The following is a 19,901-nucleotide window of genomic DNA, read 5'->3' as shown; positions in this document are numbered from 1 at the left end:
ATTGATGACAAGGGCCGCACGTATAGTTTTTTCGCTTGTCATGGCAGCTGTCAGTTTTGGCGCCGCCATTGCGGACCAATCTGCTGTTATTTTGCTGTACCACCGCTTTGGTGAAGACAGCTACCCCACAACCAACATTCGCATCGAGCAACTGGAAGCCCAGATCAAACAGCTGAAGGATGGCGGCTATCATTTCATGGCACTTGGCGATATCGCGGCGAAATTGAAAGCCAAGGAACAGCTGCCGGAAAAAACCATCACCGTCGCGGTTGATGATGCCTACAAGTCGGTGATTACACATGGTTGGCCACGGCTGAAAGCAGCCGGCATTCCAATGACGCTGTTTGTCTCCACTGACCCGGTGGACAGCGCCAGCAATCAGGTCAGCAGCAACTACATGACCTGGGATGACGTGCGGCAACTGCGCGAAGAGGGCGTCGAGATCGGCCACCATAGCGCCAGCCATCTGCACATGCCGCACGCGGGACTTGAGACCTCGATGGCAGATGTGCGTCGTGCCAGCGACCGGTTCAAAACAGAATTGGGCAAAGTACCCGCCTTATTCGCCTATCCTTATGGCGAGTATGACGACGCCATCAAACAAGCCGTCGAGGCCGAGGGCTTTGATGCTGCATTTGCGCAATTTTCAAGCCCGGCAGCCACCTGGAGCGACCCTTTCGCCCTGCCGCGTTTTCCAGTGAACGAACGCTATGGGGAAATGCAGCGCTTCAAGCTGATCAGCCAGGCGATGGCCCTACCGGTATCAGATGTAGTGCCAACAGCCACGCTGCTCACAGAAGAGCGCAACCCGCCTGTCTATGGCTTCACGGTGGATGATAATGTCAGGGGGCTTTCAGCGCTTGCCTGCTATCCAAGCCATTTGGGCGAACCGGCGGAGCTGATCCGCCTCGGAAACCGCGTTGAGGTCCGCTTTGACAAGGCGTTTCCCAAAGGGCGGAATCGTATCAATTGTACGCTGCCCGCCGGCGGCGGGCGCTGGTACTGGCATGGGAAGTTTTTCCTGGTGCCCGGTGGCCCCCTGGATTAATCGACGGATTAGTCGACCGCGCGGACGTCCACCACTTCAGGCACATAATATTTCAGAAGATTCTCGATGCCATGCTTCAGCGTGATTGTGGAGCTTGGACAGCCCGCACAAGCGCCCTGCATCGTCAGATACACAACGCCTTCCTTGAAGCCGCGGTAGATAATATCGCCGCCGTCACCCGCCACAGCCGGGCGGATTTTTTCGTCGAGTAGCGTCTTGATCTGCTCGATGATCTCAGCGTCGGCTTCGTCTTCGTCGACAGCCGTGGAGGTATCAGCCGCGCCCTCGTGGTTAAGGATCGGCGCGCCGGAGGCAAAAAACTGCATCAGGCCTGCAAGAACTTGCGGCTTCACATCAGACCAGTCGGCCGCCTCGGATTTAGTGATCGTGACAAAGTCATAGCCAAGGAACACACCTGTCACACCGTCGAGCCCGAACATGGCTTCAGCGAGCGGAGAGGCATCGGCGCCCTCAGGGTCATTGAAGCTGGCAGTGCCGGTTTCCAGGATCGTCCGGCCCGGCAGGAACTTGAGCGTTTCCGGGTTTGGGGTGACTTCGGTTTCGATAAACATGACTAAATCCTTCCTGATTTGACCCTGATGTGGCGTGTTGCTAGCAAAAGGTCAAGCCCAAAGACGTCAAAATCATGGAATACGGCACACTGCCGCGGCACCTTATTGCCTGTCGCGCCAAGGTCAATGGCATAGTTACAGGTAGCTTCTACCCTTCGGCAAGCCAGCTTTCTACATCGCTGGACAGCGCTTCGAGGCAATTATCGAGGGGCACGCGCGTCCCTTCCACGCGGCACAGCACCAAGGCACCCTGAATGCGGCCAATGGCATCCGACGCCCAGGCATCAGCTTCACCTTTTTCAGTACCCTCACCCACAAGGCAGGCTGAAAGCCCAGCCTGCCAGGCATCGACGGCAGTGCGAATCTGGGAGCCGAACAGCTCCCGCCCTTCCCCAAGAAGCAGGCTGTTCATCAGACAAATTGGCACATCGCCGCCATAGTAGGTCACAGCCCCGCGTAGCGACGCCAAAAGCCCTTCCTTGTTTGCGCTGCGCAAAGGCGCCAGTACCAACTTCGACAACCGCGCGCCGGAATAGGCCAGCACATATGCCGCCATCTCGGATTTCCCTTTCGGGAAATGATGATAAAGGCTTGCTTTCGACAGACCGGTCGTGGCTGCCAGCAGCTTGAGGCTCGCGCCCTCATAGCCATTTTCCTTAAAGACTTGCTCTAGGAATTCTGCCATGGCTGCCTTGCTGAATTTCGGTGGACGGGTCATGCCTTAGGCCTTGCGCTAGTTACCAACCAATCGTTCGGTAAATTAACAATGCCGCCGAACCATGCAAATATCAATGGCAAATGCTTCGCAACTTTGCCTCATTTGCCTGCCATGCTACAAAGCGGCCAAACAAGCAGGACATGTCCGTGAGTAACCAGAAACCGAAAAGCCCGAAGAAAACCAAAGGCCGACAGAGCGCCCAAGCGACCGCAACTGAGGCCAATAGGGCCAAACGTCCGCTGGTGCGCCGGATTCTGTATGGCGGCGCCGTGGCTGGTGTTTGGGGCATCATTCTTGGCATCATCACGATGGCTTATCTGGCGCACGACCTGCCGGACCTGGACAACCTGCCAGCTCCGGGTGCTGGCGATCAGGCCATCATCATCAAAGCCGCCAACGGTGCAACACTAGTACGAAACGGTCCCATCTACGGTGACTGGATCAGGTATGAGGAAGTGCCGGACGCTCTCGTGCGCGCTTTTACTTCCGTTGAAGACCGGCACTTCTTTGAGCACAGCGGCGTTGACGGCCGCGGTCTCGCGCGTGCAGTGGTTACCAATGTGAAGCGTGGCCGCATCCGGGCCGGTGGCAGCACCATCACCCAGCAGCTTGCGAAGAACCTGTTTCTTTCAAGCGACCGCACCATGACCCGCAAGGCGCGTGAGTTGCTTCTCGCCTTTTGGCTGGAACAGAAGTTCACCAAGGAACAGATCCTGACGCTCTATCTGAACCGGGTCTATTTCGGTGGGGGTGCATACGGCGTCGATGCTGCCTCCCGCAAATTTTTCGGCCATTCGGCCAGAAACCTGTCGATTGCGGAATCGGCAATGCTGGCAGGCCTCGTGAAGGCACCATCACGCCTGGCGCCGCACATCAATCCAAAGGGTGCCTGGGACCGGGCCAAGGTGGTTCTGGGGGCCATGGTCGATTCCGGAGCGCTGACCGAAGCCGCCGCTGACAAAATCAAAAACCAGCCACCAACGGTTCGCGGGTCCGCCGCGGGCAACGACGTACGCTATTTTACCGACTGGGTCACAAGCGAGGCCACACGTGTCCTGCCGGAAGCGCAAGGCCGATCGCTGGTGATATACACTACGCTGGACCCGGGCGTGCAGCGCGCGGCAGCCATGGCGCTTGAGCGCGGGCTTTCCGGCGAAGGCGAAAAACGCGGCGCTAGCCAGGGTGCTATTGTTGCGCTGGAACACGACGGTGCCGTTCGGGCCATGGTGGGTGGTGCCGACTATGGTGAAAGCCAATATAACCGCGCGGTTCAGGCGCTCAGGCAGCCAGGATCCGCCTTCAAGTTGTTTTCCTATCTGGCGGCGTTTGAAGCAGGCATCAAGCCGGAGGATCATTTCAAGGATGCCCCCATCAGTATTGATGGCTGGTCACCTAAAAACTATAGCGGCGAATTCGGTGGCGACATGACGGTGCGCGAAGCCTTTGCCCGGTCCATCAACACTGTAGCTGTGCAGGTGGCCGAACGTGCGGGCCGCGACCGGGTGGCCGCCATGGCCAAGCGGCTGGGGATTTCCACCAACGTGACACCGCTTCCAAGCCTGCCGCTGGGCACCGAGGAAGTGAAGCTGATCGACCTGACCGGCGCCTATGCCTCTATCGCCAACGGCGGGTTTTCCGTTGAACCCTACGCAATTCTTGAAATGACCACCCTTGAAGGCGAAGTCATCTACCGCAAGCTGCCGGAGCGTCCGCGCCCGGTTCTGGCCTTTCCTGTCGTTGAGGATATGGCCAGCATGCTGAAATCCGTGGTGGACTGGGGGTCTGGCAAGAACGCGAAGGTTGACCGCGACGCCGCCGGCAAGTCCGGCACCAGCCAGGACAGCCGCGATGCCGTGTTTGCCGGCTTCACCAGCGATATGACAGCCACTGTCTGGGTCGGCAACGATGATGGTACCCCGATGAAAGGGGTCACCGGTGGTGGCCTGCCCGCCCGTATCTGGTCTGATTTTATGCTGGAAGCCCACGCGGGGGCACCTGTCAGGCCGCTTCTTGCAGACGCGGGCCTGTATGCGGATTCGGCGTCTGATCCTGCTTCCCGCCAACCTTCCGAAACACAGACTGACAAACCCAAAAAGAAAAAGAGCTTCTTCAAGCGCCTCTTTGGCGGTTCATAGCTGCTGTCATCCTGATTGGGCAAAGGGGGGGGTGCGACCAAATTACGCCTTGTTCCCCTAGCTGATCCCATTTAGGGAAAAGGGATATCAGAGAGGGAAATCCCGTGCCACTGCCCCTGGAACCCATTGTTAACCGTCCGATGATCCGCACCTTTGTGGTGGATTTTTATGGCCGTGTACGCGCCGACAACACATTGGGCCCGATCTTCAACGAGCGGCTTGAAGGCATATGGGACGAGCATTTCGAGAAGTTGACCGATTTCTGGATGACGGTGCTGGGCGGGATTCCAGCCTACAAAGGCAATCCGTTCGGTGCCCACCACAAGGTGGTCAAGGAAGGACAGCACCGCATGAAGGCTGAGCACTTCGATATCTGGCTGACCTATTTCGATGCATCGGTGAAAGATACACTGCCACCTGAGCTTGCTGCGATCGCGCGGGAAAAAGCCCGGCGGATTGCCGACAGCCTACGCAAGGGCCTGTTTTTTCGCCTGAGCGCCGCCGAATAAACTCCTCAAAGCTTCACGGCAAACAAGTCGCTGCCATGGCGCTTGAGCCAGCGGCGGTGCAGCTGGAAGTCTGGTTCGCACCGCGCCACATGCCCCCAGAATCTATCGGAGTGGTTCATCTCCAGAAGATGGGCAACTTCATGCGCGGCGACATATTTCATCACCGCTTCAGGCGCCAGCATCAGCCGCCAGTTATAGCGCAGCGTCCCGCGCGAGGAACAACTGCCCCAGCGGCTTTTCATGTCCCCGATGCTCACCCGGTTGAAGCGCACGCCCAGCAGCTCAGCATAGGCTTCAGATGCCTCAGTAAGACTGGCCTTGGCTTCTGCCCTGAACCACTTGTTGAGCCTGCCTGCCGCCAGATCCTTGGGCCCACCCACACTTAGCTTGCCGCCTTCGGCGACCACCTTCCTCGGTGATCTGTCGGTAAACTCTATTTCATGCGGGATACCCAGAAAGAGAATGCTGTCGCCGTGGCCAAGCGGCGGAACACTCTCCGCCTGCTCGCGCTGATCACCGATCCAGTCCAGGTGCTGGTTCAGGAACTTCCTTGCCTGTCTCAGGCTGGAGCGCTTGGGCAGTGTCAGCTTTACGTCCCCGCTTGTGGGGCAGACACGCAGCACCATACGCTGTGCCTGGGCGTTCCGGCGCACTGTGACAGGCACTTCCTCCTCACCAAGCAGGACATGAAGCGGATCGCTCACGTCTCCTCCTCAATGATTTCTTGCTGCTCTCCGCGGTTCCTTTTGCTTTCGATCCATCGCCACAGATGGCGGTGACCATTGTCCGTGGTCGCATGTTCGCTTGCCAGCCTGGAGCCGATACCGTAGCCCACATAGGCCATCGCAAAATTCATGAGGATGCGCAGGCCACCGTCACCTTCACCCCACTCCATAAACCACAGGATCGCAGCCAGGAAATTCTGCAGGCTGTTAAGCAGGAACTCAACGAAAGCTGTGACCAGAAAATTAATGATGCCGCCCAGGGACCAGTCTATCTGCCAATCCGCGATATTCAGGACCTTGAATAGAAAGCGAAAGATATCGCCAATTTCATTGATAACGAAGGTATAGAGAGCCGCGGTGCCATAGAAGCCGCCCCCAAACTGCAGCCACTTCCTGAAAGCCAGATCGGATTCTTTCTCTCTGGCTTCCTTCTTTTTCTTCTGTTCTTTTTTGCGCTCTTTTTTCTGCTGCTTGATGCCTTTGATATGCTCATCGAGCTCCTTCCGGCTGGAAAAGCTCTGCAGTCTGCCATTATGGATCAGCCAGCCGATCAACAGATAAGCTGTGACGGCAACAGGTACCCCAACAGTGAAGAATGCCCCAAAAACAATGCTCATGGCCCAGTTAGTTCCCCATAATCCCACTGGCTGTGATTATACGAAGATCAGGCGGGCCAGTCTACCAGATGGTCTTCGTAGTCGCCTGCTTCCCGCTCGTCCACCGTGCGGCCTTTCACCGACTGCTCGGCCTTGTGAACGCTTTCCGGGTCGCCCGAAACCAAAGGGTGCCAGTCGAATAGGTCCTTGCCCTCATAAAGGAGGCGATAAGCACAGGTGGAGGGCATCCAAGGCAGCGTTTGAAGGAGATCAGGGCTCATGACCACGCAATTGCCCACATATCGCTGGCGCACCAGATATTTTCCGCACTTGGTGGTATCCGGGTCAAGGAAACGACACGCCACTTCGGTGAAATGGATTTCGCCCGTGTCTTCGTCTTCCAGTTTGTGCAGGCAGCATTTACCGCAGCCGTCGCACAGGCTTTCCCATTCCTCGCGGGTCATATCCTCCAGCGACTTTTCTTTCCAGAAGGGCATTAACTGGCTTTCTCCAGAACCGGTTTCATGGCGTCCGCAATATCGGCGGGCGTATTGCGGCTTGAGAACAGGCGGACATACTTGCCTTCAGGGTCCATCACGAAAATTACCGACTGATGATCCATCAGGTAGCCATCCAGGCCTTCCTGTTCACGCTTCTTATAATATACCCGGTAGGCCTTCGCGACGGCATCAATTTCTTCCGGGCTACCGGTCAGCGCAATAAGGCTTGGGTGAAAATCGGTGACATAGCTTGCCAATTCCTCAACCGTATCCCGCTCCGGGTCTACGGTGATGAAGATGGGCTGCAGAGGGCTGATGTCATAGCCTTCATTTTCCAGCATGGTCATCGCCGCTGACATTTTTCCAAGCTCGATGGGGCAGACATCTGGGCAGAAGCTGTAGCCGAAATAGATCAGCATATAGCGGCCCTTGAAATCATTGTTGGAGACGGTTTGGCCCGTGTGAGCAGTCAGCACGAACGGGCCGCCGGGCCCTGTACTGGTTTCCTGCATGCTCTGGTAACGGTTAAACAGGACAAATATGCCCACGGCCACAACGGCTACCCAGGCAACAATCCGTATCACTTTCATGCCACATCTCCATAAATTGATCGCCCCGTGGGCCCGATTTGACCGCTTGGGGGTTGTGATCGCGCAAGTCTTATAGAAATATGTGCCGCACATGTCACGGCCCAACGGCATGCCTGGGGCCTTATGACACAATTTTGATACGGAGATTTCATGTTAGCGCTTAAACGCACTTTGTCCCTAATCGCCTCCTTCCTGTTCCTGGTCGCTGGTGCATCCTTGCAGGTTTCGGCCTCGCCCCAGTATGATCTCTTGAAGGCGGTAGACGAACAAGACATCCAGGAAGTGACCAACCTTCTGGCGCAAGGCGTGTCGCCAGACACGCGCCGCCGGTCTGACAGGGTACCGGCACTTCTGATCGCTGTGGACAAATCCAACCTGGCGCTGGTTAAACTCCTTCTGGACTATGAAGCCAATCCGGATATCAGCGACCCGGATCGGGGCGAAACCGCCCTGATGCGCCGCGCAATAGCGGGCGATGTGACCGGCGTGAAGCTCCTCCTCAGCTATGAGGCAGATCCGAATCGGGCTGACATTGGCCAGGAAACGGCTCTCATCAAGGCTGTCCGCGCACGCAAATCGCGTGTTGTCCGGGTTCTTCTTGAAGCGGGTGCCGACCCGAATGTGCAGGATTTCACCGGCAAGACCGCGCTTGAATATGCCAAGCTGAGCCGCAACCGCAACGTGGTGCGTATGCTGGAAGAAGCGGGGGCGTCATATTAACGGCCTTGCTGCCATAACAGGGAATCCCTGGCCGAACCTGGTTACACTGTTCGGCCTGGCCCTTGTTCTGGACCTTGCTTTCGGCTCCCGCCGCCTTCTTGGGTGGCTTCCTGGCCCTGATGATTTCTTCTCCAGACTGACCTCATTCCTGACCCAAAGGCTGGACCGTTCAACCCGTTCGAATGGCGAGCGACTGGTGCGCGGTATTATTGTGCTGGCGCTTTTCCTGCCTGCCCTTTTCTGGCTGGGCCGGTTGCTGGATCCGCTCCTGTTTGCCAGCCCCATAAGCTTCGTGGCCTTCGCCTTTGCCTTGTCGCTGTTCCTGAGGCAACACCGGCTATGGGCCGATATCATAAGGGACAGCAAAATCGCCGGCCCGAAGCAATATGACCTGACACGTGACAACGTCATGCGCGCCACCTTCGGCTTTACCGATGGGGTTGCCTGCAATCTGGTCCTATTTGCCGTTGGCGGGTTTTCGCTTTTGTTGCCCTACCGGTTCCTGCGTGCTGCCATTGACCAGAAGATCGGCCTCAATGTTGCGCGCCCCGACAGCCCATTCCTGCGGCCCTTCTGGTTGATCGGGGAGCTGGCAGCCCTGCCGGGAAGCATCCTTGCGACGCTGGCAATCGCGGCAGCCCATATCTTTATCCCGGGTACTCACCTTGTCGCGTTCCTCGCGCCGCTAAGGGGGCGGAAAGGCGCGCTGCCATCCCGCCTGATGCCCTTGTCCGCGCTGGCGCATGGACTAAACTTATCGTTCCGCTTTGCCCCCGGAAAGCGCCAGCCGTGGATCGGCCCTAAAGATGGACGCGCCAAACAAACAGGGGCCGACCTCCGGAAAGCGGGGCTCGTGCTTGTGGTCGCAACACTCCTTGGTCTTCTGGCGGTGTTAATGCTGCTGGCGTTTACGCTCGCCACCCCCTAGATGCAAAGGACGCAGGCCTGATGCCGAACCAGCTTTATACAAACGACAGCGACCTGCTGCAGGTTAACCCGGACCTGGGCCAAGACGGCGGCGTTCGGTTGGGCACGCTTGTGCTCATTCGTTGGATGGCCGTGGCAGGGCAATTGCTTGCGCTGGCAGTCGTCGGTTGGGGCCTGAATTTCGATGTCCGCCCGGAGATTACTATACCGATCGTGCTGACGTCGGCGGCGCTCAATCTGTGGTTCACCCTCAAGGGTGATCCTAACAGGCGCCTGGGCGATAACCAGGCTGCCGCTCACCTGGCGTTTGATCTGATTCACCTGTTCGCACTTGTGTTCGCAACCGGCGGGCTGAACAATCCATTTGCTGTCCTTCTGCTTGCTCCAACGAGCGTATCGGCCTCCATCCTGGGGCAACACAGCACCAAATTCCTGATCGCACTGTCGCTCATTCTTGTATCTGCGCTGGCGCTGACGCCCTTCCCCCTGCCCTGGTCCGGGCCGCCGCCGGAGTTGCCCATCACGCTTGAGGCCGGGGTTTGGGTCAGCCTGTGTTTCACGCTTGTTTTCCTTGCGCTCTATATGGCACGGGTGGGACGCGAGGGCCGAAGCCGCGCGCGCGCGCTTGCCGTGACGCAGATTGCACTGGAGCGCGAACAGCGCCTGGCTGCCCTTGGCACGCTTGCTGCCGCCGCAGCGCATGAACTAGGCACTCCTCTTGGGACCATCATGCTGGCATCCAAAGAGCTCCTTGATCATTGGGATGGTGACGAACAAACCCGTGTAGACCTGGAACTTATCGTTTCGGAAACGAAACGATGCAGGGATATTCTTTCAGAACTCCGGAAACACCGGCAGGCGGGGGATGACCAGCATTTCGTAACAGTGGACCTTGAAGCCATGCTGCGCGAAGCTGCAGCCCCCCACGAAAGCCGCGGTGTCATCATTCGGTATGCCACCGGGGGCGACAGCCCGCTCAAGGTCATGCGCACACCTGAGTTGATCCATGCGCTGAGGAATATCATTGAAAATGCCAGCGGCTTTGCACGCACTGCAGTGCAGATCAGTGCGGGCTGGGACGAAAAGATCGTATCGGTTTCAATCTCGGATGACGGACCGGGTTTCGACCCGCAAATCATCAAGCGCCTTGGCGAACCCTATGTCACGACACGCCAACCTACACCCGGCAAGGATGGCGGTCTGGGGCTTGGACTGTTCATCGCAAAGACGCTGCTGGAGCGCACTGGCGCCAAGGTCACTTTCGAGAATGCCGCGATGGGCGGCGCGCAAATTCTTATCGAATGGCCCCGGAGCGCACTTGAAGAAGCAACGCCCCATGGGGTACAAGCGGGTCAACCGACGACCCCGGAACAGGAATAAAAGAATGGCGGATGAACCAACCGATGAAGGCGAAATGCGCCTGCTTGTAGTGGAAGACGACAAGGCCTTTCGGGGCCGACTGACCCTTTCGATGGAACGCCGGGGCTTTAATGTTTTCGCGGCGGAAGGTATCGAGGAAGGCGCCCAACTGGCGGCTCAGCACAAGCCTGAGTATGCCGTTATCGACATGCGCCTGGAAGATGGCAACGGCCTGGACCTGGTGCCAACGCTTCGCCAGATCAATCCTGACATGCGGGTTGTGATTCTGACTGGCTACGGCAATATCGCGAGCGCGGTTGCTGCAGTGAAGGCAGGCGCTGTTGACTATCTGTCCAAACCCGCAGATCCGGACCAGATTGCAGGCACCCTGCTGACACCGGAAGGGCAGACGCCACCACCACCGGAAAACCCCATGTCAGCCGATCGGGTGAAATGGGAGCATATCCAGCGGGTCTATGAACTGTGCGACCGCAATGTATCTGAGACGGCACGTCGGCTGAACATGCACCGGCGTACGCTGCAGCGCATCCTTGCTAAACGGTCACCACAATAGGTGGCCGGGCAGTTCCACAACGAATTCCGATTATACTGAGGCTTAGGCAAGCTCGTCTGGTTGAAGCTCCACCAGCGGTGCAACCGCCTGTCCCTGGAACAGCGTGATACCCATCAGGTGCCCAAGATCAATGTCCGCCGGTTCGTGGCAGGCATCCAGGATAACCCGTGCCTGGCCCACGCGGTCCACCTTGCGGTGAATGGCGGTTTCGGTCTCTTCCGTCAGCCATTTACCCACCGGGCCTTCGGGCTTCACCAGCTTCACGAACGTGCCATTCAGCTTGTCATACTCGATAGCCAGGAACGAAAGCGGGTGCAGGTCTGCGATGGAGATCCTGTAGCCAAGCCCAAGCACCTTTTCGCTTGCGGCACTATAGACAACCGGGTTGGCGATGATATCCACTGCGCCGAACTCCAGCACTACCTTGGACCTCGGCGCCCCACCGATAGAACTGTCGAACAGGTCAAACGAATCAGACAAGACAGCCGCTGAGGTCACGCGGATACTGGAAGCCAAAGAGTCTTCATTGGCCATCGACGGTGTCGAAGCCAGCACGCGCTTGGCGATATAATCCTCTAGATAGCCATCCAGCCAGCGGTTCGAACCTAGCACACGCCCCTTTAGCAGGACTTCATACAAAAGATGCCGCGGGATCCATTTATGCACCAGAACGGGCATCATCTCGCCCTCACCGATGATGGCCATGACATGCTGTTTCCTGAGCTGCCCAGCGACATCGGCACCCTGCAGCGCCTTCGTGATAGCCAACAGCAATTCCGGGTCCAGCTCGCGGTCTTCGAATGTGTGGGCCGGCGCGTCAATGGGCATCATCCGCACATAGCGGGCGGGCGGCTTCATCGGCGGGCCTTCGGAAGACTGAGGCTTTTTTATTTCAAGTTTCTTGCCTGGCGGGGCCTTGATGGCTTCTTCAAGATCGTCGCGGAAGGCAGCTCCGGCCTCCAGCGCGGTAGACAGGCGCTCGACATAAGTCTTGAAGCCTTCATAGTCCTTTTCCAGGTCGAACCAGGTTACAAAATCATCGCTGGCGCCTTGCACAGGGTCGAGGCGCGCCACGACGGCTGATTTCTTGAGCTTGCGGCGGATATTGTTCAGAGGCGGGTCGATATCATCGACAGAAGCCTCTTTGACAACAAGAACGATATCGGCATTCGGCAGCGAAAAGATGGTCGCGCCAAACTTGGTAACAAGCCCCCTGAGGGCAGAGGCGGCAAACAGACGGTAGTGTTCCTGCCGGAACTCGCGTTCGAGTGCAGACATTTTGACATGCACAGCCCGCCGCCCTTCAGCGTGCCGCCGAAGGCCACGGACATAGTCTACCATCCGTTCGAGTGTTTTGTTTTTGCTCACCTTGTTGCAACCTAGAAAATGCGCCGCTGTCTGACGCAATTGAACAGAAAAAACATTAATTTAGCGTGAAAACCGCTTCACCTGATGCAACCACCAGCCGTTTTCGTTGATCGAATATACCGGCCGGTAGTGCAGAATCTGGCCGTGCGGCATAACCGCATCAATCTGGTTATCAAGAATATAACTTTCCCCCTCGCTCTCGACGGCCAGAACCGCATGAGCCGTACGCAAATTTTCATCCTGCAAAATCACCAGCCGCATCGCCTCTATCGGAACGCCAAGGCGCTTGAGCGTAATGTATTTGCTGATTGCATAGTCTTCGCAATCACCGTCCTTGAGGAAAAATTCATCGGGCGTGGCCCAATAATCCGGAATCCCCCAATTCACCGGATCGACGATGTAAGGGGATTTATTCATATATTCGTTAACAGCTTCTAAAAGATCAAATCCGCTGGAATTTGCATGATCGGCAATGAACTTTTCCCAAGCGTCACGACCACACTGAATACGGGCCAGCCCCCGGCAGGGTGCCCCTTCCGGTTGGGCGGACGGGGTTTCCGCAGTCGCATGAGGGAGATTGTGACGCCGCCACATCTCGGTCCATTTGTCAAAGGACTTCATGTTAGTGGAATGGATTTCGCGACTGCCGAACAAACCGCTCATGACAATTTTTTTTGGTGCCCCAAAAGTAGGCAGGCTGAACCCGACCAAAAGAGCCAAAATTGCCAATATCCTTGCAAATACAGTCATATAACCTTTTTCATGCCTTCATAGGATGCACACATACCCCGCATGCTGTGCGCCGCAAAACCATTTGAGATCGGACGCATTCTGCTTCAACATAGTGTCCGGGGTAAGGGACGCCAAGCCTAATGGCAATGTCTCACCATAATTTTAACGAACCCGACTTTTCGGGCAAAACCTGAGGCCGCGCTTTCGCGGCCTGAACCGCAGGGGGACCATATGGCGCGCGCCAAAGAGTCAGATAGATCAGAATCAGGCAAATCCATTCTGGCGGCCGGTACCGGCATTTTGGCCGTTGCGGCCGTGGGCTTCTTTTTGATCTTCCAGTTCGCGCAGTCGCAGGCTGAACAGAACCTGACACGCTGGCACGACCGGCTGAATCTGGTGGCTGACAGCCGGGCTCTCGAAGTGGCCAAATGGCTGAACCGTCATATCGCAAGCGTTGAAGAACTGGCCGCCGACGCCACTGTCCAGCTTTATGCCAACCAGTCCACAAGCGGCGACAGTGGCTTCGCCGAAGGCCAGCGCGGTTATGTGTTTGCCCTTCTTTCCGCTGCGGCTGAACGCGAAGGCTTCCATGAGCAGCGCGCCATTGACCAGGTTGCAGCCAACGTCAAACGACCGCAGCGTGCGGGCCTGGCCATCATCAAAGGCGACGGCACGCCGCTTGTTGCCACCACCGGCATGCCGGCACTCCGCCCCGGCGAATGGCCAGCGGATGCGCGCGGCTCCTTTATCGCCCTGGGACCTCGGCTGGAAGACAAAACCCCGCTTGTGCTTTTTGGCGCCCGAATCACCGGCGAAGGCATGACAGCCGCAACCGCGCAGGACATCTGGGTGGTCGGCGCGCGCCCGCTGAATGAAGATTTCCTCAAGACGCTGGAACAGCCAGGTGCTGCCAGCAAGACGGGCGAAACCTACCTGGTGATGCCCCAGGACGGTGACATCATCGTGCCATTGACACCTCTTGCAAAGGGGGGCCGAATCGGTGACCCGCGGGTGGACATGGCTGCGGCCTTTGCTGCCCGCCAACCCCGTGGCTTCGCCTCACTCACCAATTATGCCGATACTGAAGTACTAGTTACAGGACGTGAACTTTCTGCACCTGTGCCGTGGGTTCTGGTGCGCACCATCAATGCAGACGAGGCCATGGCGGAAATCATTGAACGCCGTAACAGCCTGATGATTACACTGTCACTCGCCGCGCTCTTTGTTCTGGCGGCTCTCGTGATGGTCTGGCGGCACGGCGTGTCGCGGCGCCTTGAAACCGCCTGGCGGGAACAAGCTGCTTTATCGGCCAAAAATGAGGCCCTTAGCCGTTTCCTTCAGTCGGTCAGCGACAATCAACCCACTGCCATTGCCGCTCTGGGCGACGATATGACGGTGCAGTTTGCCAACAAGCATCTTGGCAATGTCACGGGTCTGCCGGTTGCGGAGCTGAACAACCGCCGGCTTGATACAGCCTTCCCAAGCGAGATTGCCGACAAGCTTCGCGCAGCACTTGATAAGGCCGTGGCAGGTGAGGCTACAAGCCAGCATCTGCGCATTCAAAAGGATGGTGCGGAGCAGATTTTCCAGACACAGCTTCTGCCCCTGAAAGCGGAAGGCGACAAGGAAGCTGCAGCGCTTCTGGTGATGCAAGACATCTCAGACCTTGTGGCCGCAAAGGAACAGTCAGAAACGCTCTTCAAACAGCTTGTCAGCACCCTGACGCAGATCATTGATGCCCGCGACCCATGGAGCAAACACCATTCTGACCGGGTCGCTGACGTGGCCCATACGGTTGCCCGGGAAATGGGTTGGGATAATGACGCGCTTGAAAGCGTGCGCATTGCCGGACAGCTGGTGAACCTTGGCAAGATTTTCGTGCCCACTGCGATTCTGACCAAGCAAACGCCGCTTACCGAAGAAGAACTGGCGCTGGTGCGCGACAGTATGCAGAAAGGCGCCACGCTGGTGGCAGGCCTTGATTTCAAGGGTCCTGTCGCAGCGATCCTTGGCCAGATGCGCGAGCATTGGGACGGCAGTGGCGAACCGGAAGGCAAGGCAGGCGATGCGATCGAGCCCGGTGCCCGCGTCCTCAGCGTCGCCAACGCCTTTGTCGGCATGGTTTCCGCCCGGGCACACCGCACAGGCCTCGGCTTCGACAAAGCGCTCGACATCCTGAACGGGGATGCTGGGACACGCTATGAACGGCGTACGGTCGCTGCCCTTCAGAATGTGCTTGAAAACAAAGGCGGGCGCGAGCGCTGGGAAAGCTACACCACCGTTCTGGAAACTGACGCCAAATAGGGTTCAGGGCCGACCAATCATCTGTGAAGACAGGCGCTGGGCCCCGGCCCGCGCCATCCTGAGCGTCAGTGTTTTGCGGCGGGCAGCGTTCACCGGTCGCACTGCGGCAGGTCGTAGGATATCCGCGCCATAAGAATCAGCCACAATCACACCGACTGTCTCGGGCAAGCTATCTGATTCGTCAAACAGCTCGCGGGGAAATGATGCGTCCACCGCGAAATAAAACTCCTCGCAATAGTCGAGATACTCTGTCCATTTCCTGTCAGCACGGTAATCGGCAACAGACGATTTCACCTCAACGATCACTGCCTTGCCACGCCGGTCAAGTGCCAGCACATCAACGCGGCGACCATTGGTGAGCGGTATTTCTGTCATCGGTGCGAAGCCGAGGTCCATGAAAAACCGCAAGACACCCCGGGTAACCGAATCGGTCACAACAGGGCGCACGGCGTCAGTAGAACAGGGTGTGGTCGCGATATCCTCCATCACAATCCTCCAGGCTGACAGCATGAAAGCCTAAGGATGGCGGAACCTGCGGGCACACGCAACCATAAAGAACAAAAAGTGAACAAATGTGGAATCAGCCTTAGGATTCTTCAGCGATAATGGCCGAAAGGCGGCTTTCCAGCGCGGCGCCTTTTTCCCCGCCATCACCCTTGATCTTGTTGGCGAGAATCACCTCAAACGCACGCACATGAGCATCGACAACGCGGCGGCTCAGTTCGCCTTCAAGCTTTTTGATATAGACACACAGGGACGTACCGATGGCCGTCATTAACTGGTAATCGAAACTGCTGCCCATGCCTTTGATGTTGTGCGACAGGTCATACAAACGGCTAGAGGCATCACTTTCGCGGCTTTCATGCTCGGGCAGACCATCGACGATCTCACGCATTTCCACCACGGCATTGCCGGTCCACTCCAGGAACTGGCCTACCAACTCTTCGTCGTTTGCGTATGAAAACTGATCGTCCGTCACTGGGATTCGCCCTTAACTTGTTTTCGACCCCTATAAAGCTATCTAACTAGCAAACATTAACAAGCGATAAAACGCCCAACTGGTGCCAGAGTGCTTTTATTCATGGTTTTCCTTGCAATGTAGGGGGAGCCTTCGATAAACCAAGGCAACGACTAATCTGGACCGAGGAGCAATAGGGTGACACCGAACGAGATCGCACGGCTGCAGGCCTACCTGCAGGGAAAATTCAATAACAATATGATCAAGCTGGTGCGCCGCCCCAAGGCTGGGGATTCGGTAGAGATGATGTTGGGTGATGAATTCATCGGCGTGATATACAAAGACGACGATGAAGGCGAGGTGTCCTATTCGATGAATGTCTGCGTTCTTGAGGAAGACCTGCCGAAGCTATAGGTTATCCACCCAAAGAGAACCGTGATTGAGCCGGCCCCAAATGGCCGGCTTTTTTGTGGCGTCTGAATTTTGCAGCTTGCCACAGGAAGCCCGCCGGGCATACCTTGTGCCCAACAGTTCTAGGGGAGACTTCATGCTGTATCTGATCGCCTTGATTATTCCGCCGCTTGCCCTGTTGCTGGCAGGCAAGCCCTTTCAGGCCATCCTGAGTGCCGTTATCTGGATTTTGGCCTGGATCCTGGCCATCTTTGGCGCCGGGTTCATCATGTGGCTTATCCTGGCTGTGTGGGCGATCATGGTGGTGCGGGACCGTAATACACGCCGTATGATGGAAGATATCAGGTCTGATGACATCAAGGATCGGTTCCAGTAGGCGCCAGAGCATTGACTTGCCTTGATCCTCTTTTGCTCCAATTAAAGTGAAACTGTTTCATTTTTTGGAGAAGGCACTTTGTCCAACCTTTGTCGCCCCCTCGGCCGCAATGAACATGACCTGATCGGGTCCGTTGTGGCCAAATCCTTCGCGGACGACCCCGTAAACCTTTGGGCCTTCAACGGCGCAGCGGCGATGCGCCCCGCCTTCACCGCCATGGCAAAACATTGTTATCTGAAACGCGGATTCGGGCACATCACAAACGATGGGCTGGCCGGAACGCTCTGGCTGCCGCCCAAGGACAACAAGAGCTATGGCTTCCTGGGCAATCTGGCCCTGGCGACAGTAATTCTGAAATACAGCGGCCCAACTGCCCTGAAGCGGGGTATGGCGCTTGATCGGGTCCTCACCGACAAGCACCCGAAGAAGCCGCACTTTTACTTGTTCGCTATCGCGGTAGACCCAGAACTCCAGGGACAGGGGGTGGGCAGCCGGTTGATGAAACAGGCGCTGGCGCAGGTCGATGCCGCGCACATGCCGGCATTCCTTGAGAATTCCAAACCTCGCAACACCCCCTTTTATGAGCGTCACGGTTTTCGTGTAACGGAAGAAATTGTACCAGCACCGGGCTGTCCACCCATGTGGCTGATGTGGCGCGAAGCCCGTTAGTCAGGCGGGCCTCTCCAGCTTGTTACCGGGGCGGGCTAGAGGTTGATGGTTCTCTCCGGCGGGAAATTAAGCTGCACTTTCATACCTTTGCCCGGAGCCGTTTCAATGGCCATCGTGGCATCATGGAGACTGAGGTAAGCCTTCGTGAGGGTCAGCCCTAGCCCCAGCCCCCCTTCAAAAGTTCTTGTAAGAGCAGACTCCGCCCGATTGAAACGCCCCAGGATAGTTTCCACCTGCTCCTGCTCCATACCAGGGCCGTTGTCGGCCACCTCGATCTGAATACCGTTATCTTCACGCAACCGAACGCGAACAGTGATCACACTGCCATGCGGGCAAAACTTGGCGCTGTTGCCCATGAGGTTCAACAGCATCTGTTTGATACGCAGTTCATCACCGTCAAGTCGGAAGGGAAGGTCCAGATCGAAATCGTAAATGATTGCGATGCCTTTTTCGAGGGCGCGTGAATTCAGGATAGCCTGAACTGTCTGGACAACCTTGCCCAGGTCCACGTCTGCTTCCTTCAGTTCGACAATACCAAGATCAATGCGCGACACTTCCAAAATATCATCCACAAGATGGTGCAGGTGCGTTCCTGCTTCATGGATATAAGTTGCATATTCTGCGACAGATTGGGCATCCAGATTGTCCAATTGAGTGTCCTTCAACAAAGTTGAAAAACCGATAACGGCATTCAGCGGTGTCCGCAGCTCATGGCTCAGGTTTGCCAGAAATTCTGTTTTCGTGCGGCTTGCCTCGATTTCGCGCATCAGCGCATTCTCGGTTTTCTGCTTAAGCTGCTGAGCTTCGGTAATGTCCTGAACCGACCCGACCATCAATACTGGCTTGCTGCCTTCATCCACTTCTACCAGCCCCATTTCGCGGACGATGCGCACCTCACCACTGGGCAAAAAAATGCGGTGGATGATGTCATAACGCTCGGTTGGGTCATCAAGGGTGTTTTGCACAGCAGTTTCCACCTGCGCGCGGTCTTCCGGGTGAATGAATTCCAAAAAAGCCTCATAGGTCGGCTGGATGTCGCCCGGCTTTAGACCAAAAATGGTATAAACCTCATCAGACCAGAATAATTCGCCTGACGCTATGTCCCAGTCCCAACTGCCCACACCAGACAGTGCCTGAGCAAATGTGAAGCGCCGTTGTGCGCGTTTGAGCTGCGTGATGGTTTGAGTCAACAGAAGGTCATTGGCCCGGAGTTTGGAAAGCGCAATTTCCATCTCGGTGTAATCAGTCAGCACAACCCCTACAAACTTTTGCCCCAGCGAGGTCTGCTTAGCCAGCGAAATACCAACTTGGCGCCGTTCGCCGTCTTTGGTGATCAGGTCGATGCCGCGGCGAGCGCCCATCAGATGTTTGGAAGGACCGCTTTCCATATGGTTTTTGAACAGGCCCTTGTGGCTGGGCAGGCTTTCTTTCGGCACGAGCATCTCATAGCTTGCACCAATCAGTTCCTGTATCTCATATCCCGTCAAATGTGTTGCGCCCGCATTTGCAAACACGATTTCCCCGTTTTCGTCCACCAACAGAGCGGCATCGTTTGCAATGCCAACGAGGTCTGAAATCAAAGATACGAAATCTTTAACCATAAAATCCTTGTGCCTATCATCTCAGTGATGCCTGCACCACCTCCCCACAATCGATAGAATTTGACCTTAGCTAAAAATGGTTAACAAGACACCCCCTATTGATCAGCGCGCCCGCAAAAATGCCTTTGGTCAGGTAGATTTTCTTAAGGAACATCAAAAGGCTGACTGCTACGCCATAAAAAAACCGCCTAGGCGGCGGTTGTTTTTGAGTGGTGCCCAGATGGGATAGAAATTGGTACGCCATAAAAAAACCGCCTAGGCGGCGGTTGTTTTTGAGTGGCGCACCGGGGAGGATTCGAACCCCCGGCCCCCAGATTCGTAGTCTGGTGCTCTATCCAGCTGAGCTACCGGTGCATGCCATCAAATTGTAGACCACAAGGGCTTGCCCTCGTGGTGTGCGGCGGAACCTAATCAGATTGCATTTATATTGCAAGAGGGAAATCGCTTTTTCTTGTTTCCGCCACATTTCAGAGATAGGTTAAAACCCTCAAATCCCCATAATATAAGGC

22 protein-coding genes and 1 tRNA gene are annotated in these 19,901 nt (G+C 56.5%); 11 read left to right on the top strand and 12 right to left on the bottom strand.

The window, feature by feature from the left end; genetic code table 11:
• Positions 1–4 precede the first annotated feature (4 nt).
• The gene (locus tag ACFO5Q_RS12680) at positions 5–1,048 is read left to right on the top strand and encodes a polysaccharide deacetylase family protein (RefSeq protein ID WP_068143188.1); all 1,044 of its coding nucleotides are present in this window, start codon (positions 5–7) and stop codon (positions 1,046–1,048) included.
• Between the two features lie 8 nt (positions 1,049–1,056).
• On the opposite strand, the gene ACFO5Q_RS12675 is transcribed toward ACFO5Q_RS12680, so the two are convergent.
• On the bottom strand, positions 1,057–1,620 hold the full coding sequence (locus tag ACFO5Q_RS12675) for a NifU family protein (RefSeq protein ID WP_068143186.1): 564 nt from the start codon (positions 1,618–1,620) through the stop codon (positions 1,057–1,059).
• Positions 1,621–1,768: 148 nt separating this feature from the next.
• Complete coding sequence (locus ACFO5Q_RS12670) at positions 1,769–2,338, bottom strand: TetR/AcrR family transcriptional regulator (RefSeq protein ID WP_082719627.1); 570 nt, start codon at positions 2,336–2,338, stop codon at positions 1,769–1,771.
• Between the two features lie 146 nt (positions 2,339–2,484).
• Between ACFO5Q_RS12670 and ACFO5Q_RS12665 the strand changes: the two genes are divergently transcribed.
• On the top strand, positions 2,485–4,473 hold the full coding sequence (locus ACFO5Q_RS12665; RefSeq protein WP_197420907.1) for a transglycosylase domain-containing protein: 1,989 nt from the start codon (positions 2,485–2,487) through the stop codon (positions 4,471–4,473).
• 104 nt (positions 4,474–4,577) lie between these two features.
• Positions 4,578–4,982 carry a group III truncated hemoglobin gene (locus ACFO5Q_RS12660; protein ID WP_068143180.1) on the top strand — a complete coding sequence of 135 codons (405 nt, stop codon included), beginning with the start codon at positions 4,578–4,580 and terminating at the stop codon, positions 4,980–4,982.
• Between the two features lie 5 nt (positions 4,983–4,987).
• Here ACFO5Q_RS12660 and ACFO5Q_RS12655 read toward each other — a convergent pair whose 3' ends face one another.
• The 4 genes from ACFO5Q_RS12655 to ACFO5Q_RS12640 are packed head-to-tail and all read right to left on the bottom strand — an operon-like array spanning position 4,988 to position 7,393.
• Positions 4,988–5,686: a M48 family metallopeptidase gene (locus tag ACFO5Q_RS12655; RefSeq protein ID WP_068143177.1), complete on the bottom strand. Its 699-nt coding sequence runs from the start codon at positions 5,684–5,686 to the stop codon at positions 4,988–4,990.
• Positions 5,683–6,324, bottom strand: coding sequence for a hypothetical protein (locus tag ACFO5Q_RS12650; RefSeq protein WP_068143175.1), 642 nt, complete (start codon positions 6,322–6,324; stop codon positions 5,683–5,685). Before ACFO5Q_RS12650 ends, ACFO5Q_RS12655 begins: the two co-directional genes overlap by 4 nt.
• Before the next feature lie 47 nt (positions 6,325–6,371).
• Positions 6,372–6,800, bottom strand: a complete 429-nt coding sequence (locus ACFO5Q_RS12645; RefSeq protein WP_068143173.1) for a YcgN family cysteine cluster protein — start codon at positions 6,798–6,800, stop codon at positions 6,372–6,374.
• Positions 6,800–7,393: an SCO family protein gene (locus ACFO5Q_RS12640; RefSeq protein WP_068143171.1), complete on the bottom strand. Its 594-nt coding sequence runs from the start codon at positions 7,391–7,393 to the stop codon at positions 6,800–6,802. Before ACFO5Q_RS12640 ends, ACFO5Q_RS12645 begins: the two co-directional genes overlap by 1 nt.
• A 150-nt stretch (positions 7,394–7,543) precedes the next feature.
• On the opposite strand from ACFO5Q_RS12640, the gene ACFO5Q_RS12635 reads away from it, so the two are divergent.
• The 4 genes from ACFO5Q_RS12635 (at position 7,544) to ACFO5Q_RS12620 (ending at position 10,973) form a co-directional block, all read left to right on the top strand.
• Positions 7,544–8,113 carry an ankyrin repeat domain-containing protein gene (locus ACFO5Q_RS12635; RefSeq protein WP_068143170.1) on the top strand — a complete coding sequence of 190 codons (570 nt, stop codon included), beginning with the start codon at positions 7,544–7,546 and terminating at the stop codon, positions 8,111–8,113.
• A 196-nt stretch (positions 8,114–8,309) separates the two neighbouring features.
• Complete coding sequence (locus ACFO5Q_RS12630) at positions 8,310–9,041, top strand: hypothetical protein (protein WP_068143168.1); 732 nt, start codon at positions 8,310–8,312, stop codon at positions 9,039–9,041.
• A gap of 20 nt (positions 9,042–9,061) precedes the next feature.
• On the top strand, positions 9,062–10,420 hold the full coding sequence (locus tag ACFO5Q_RS12625) for an ActS/PrrB/RegB family redox-sensitive histidine kinase (RefSeq protein WP_068143166.1): 1,359 nt from the start codon (positions 9,062–9,064) through the stop codon (positions 10,418–10,420).
• Between the two features lie 4 nt (positions 10,421–10,424).
• Positions 10,425–10,973, top strand: coding sequence for an ActR/PrrA/RegA family redox response regulator transcription factor (locus ACFO5Q_RS12620; protein WP_068143165.1), 549 nt, complete (start codon positions 10,425–10,427; stop codon positions 10,971–10,973).
• A gap of 42 nt (positions 10,974–11,015) precedes the next feature.
• On the opposite strand, the gene ACFO5Q_RS12615 is transcribed toward ACFO5Q_RS12620, so the two are convergent.
• On the bottom strand, positions 11,016–12,341 hold the full coding sequence (locus tag ACFO5Q_RS12615; protein ID WP_156431834.1) for a hypothetical protein: 1,326 nt from the start codon (positions 12,339–12,341) through the stop codon (positions 11,016–11,018).
• A 60-nt stretch (positions 12,342–12,401) separates the two neighbouring features.
• Positions 12,402–13,091 carry a transglutaminase-like cysteine peptidase gene (locus ACFO5Q_RS12610; RefSeq protein ID WP_068143161.1) on the bottom strand — a complete coding sequence of 230 codons (690 nt, stop codon included), beginning with the start codon at positions 13,089–13,091 and terminating at the stop codon, positions 12,402–12,404.
• 213 nt (positions 13,092–13,304) lie between these two features.
• On the opposite strand from ACFO5Q_RS12610, the gene ACFO5Q_RS12605 reads away from it, so the two are divergent.
• Entirely contained in the window at positions 13,305–15,377 is a 2,073-nt protein-coding gene (locus ACFO5Q_RS12605) for an HD-GYP domain-containing protein (protein ID WP_068143160.1), read from the top strand.
• 3 nt (positions 15,378–15,380) lie between these two features.
• Here ACFO5Q_RS12605 and ACFO5Q_RS12600 read toward each other — a convergent pair whose 3' ends face one another.
• Positions 15,381–15,863: an MmcB family DNA repair protein gene (locus ACFO5Q_RS12600; RefSeq protein WP_068143158.1), complete on the bottom strand. Its 483-nt coding sequence runs from the start codon at positions 15,861–15,863 to the stop codon at positions 15,381–15,383.
• A gap of 100 nt (positions 15,864–15,963) precedes the next feature.
• Positions 15,964–16,356 (bottom strand): hypothetical protein, encoded by a 393-nt coding sequence (locus tag ACFO5Q_RS12595; protein ID WP_068143156.1) that lies wholly within the window; start codon positions 16,354–16,356, stop codon positions 15,964–15,966.
• A gap of 177 nt (positions 16,357–16,533) precedes the next feature.
• Between ACFO5Q_RS12595 and ACFO5Q_RS12590 the strand changes: the two genes are divergently transcribed.
• From ACFO5Q_RS12590 to ACFO5Q_RS12580, 3 genes are all read left to right on the top strand, one after another.
• The gene (locus ACFO5Q_RS12590) at positions 16,534–16,749 is read left to right on the top strand and encodes a DUF3126 family protein (protein WP_068143154.1); all 216 of its coding nucleotides are present in this window, start codon (positions 16,534–16,536) and stop codon (positions 16,747–16,749) included.
• A 133-nt stretch (positions 16,750–16,882) separates the two neighbouring features.
• The gene (locus ACFO5Q_RS12585; protein WP_068143151.1) at positions 16,883–17,122 is read left to right on the top strand and encodes a hypothetical protein; all 240 of its coding nucleotides are present in this window, start codon (positions 16,883–16,885) and stop codon (positions 17,120–17,122) included.
• Between the two features lie 78 nt (positions 17,123–17,200).
• Positions 17,201–17,791 carry a GNAT family N-acetyltransferase gene (locus tag ACFO5Q_RS12580; RefSeq protein ID WP_068143150.1) on the top strand — a complete coding sequence of 197 codons (591 nt, stop codon included), beginning with the start codon at positions 17,201–17,203 and terminating at the stop codon, positions 17,789–17,791.
• Between the two features lie 35 nt (positions 17,792–17,826).
• On the opposite strand, the gene ACFO5Q_RS12575 is transcribed toward ACFO5Q_RS12580, so the two are convergent.
• Both ACFO5Q_RS12575 and ACFO5Q_RS12570 read right to left on the bottom strand, forming a co-directional pair.
• Positions 17,827–19,392, bottom strand: a complete 1,566-nt coding sequence (locus ACFO5Q_RS12575) for a PAS domain-containing sensor histidine kinase (RefSeq protein WP_068143148.1) — start codon at positions 19,390–19,392, stop codon at positions 17,827–17,829.
• Positions 19,393–19,669: 277 nt separating this feature from the next.
• Positions 19,670–19,746: transfer RNA gene (locus tag ACFO5Q_RS12570), tRNA-Arg, on the bottom strand.
• Positions 19,747–19,901: the final 155 nt, after the last annotated feature.

The organism is Kordiimonas lipolytica (genome assembly GCF_042651265.1).
In the GTDB taxonomy this organism is placed as follows: Bacteria; Pseudomonadota; Alphaproteobacteria; order Sphingomonadales; family Kordiimonadaceae; genus Kordiimonas; species Kordiimonas lipolytica.
Note: the sequence above shows the minus strand (reverse complement) of the source record. Positions and strands in the feature narration are given on the sequence as shown.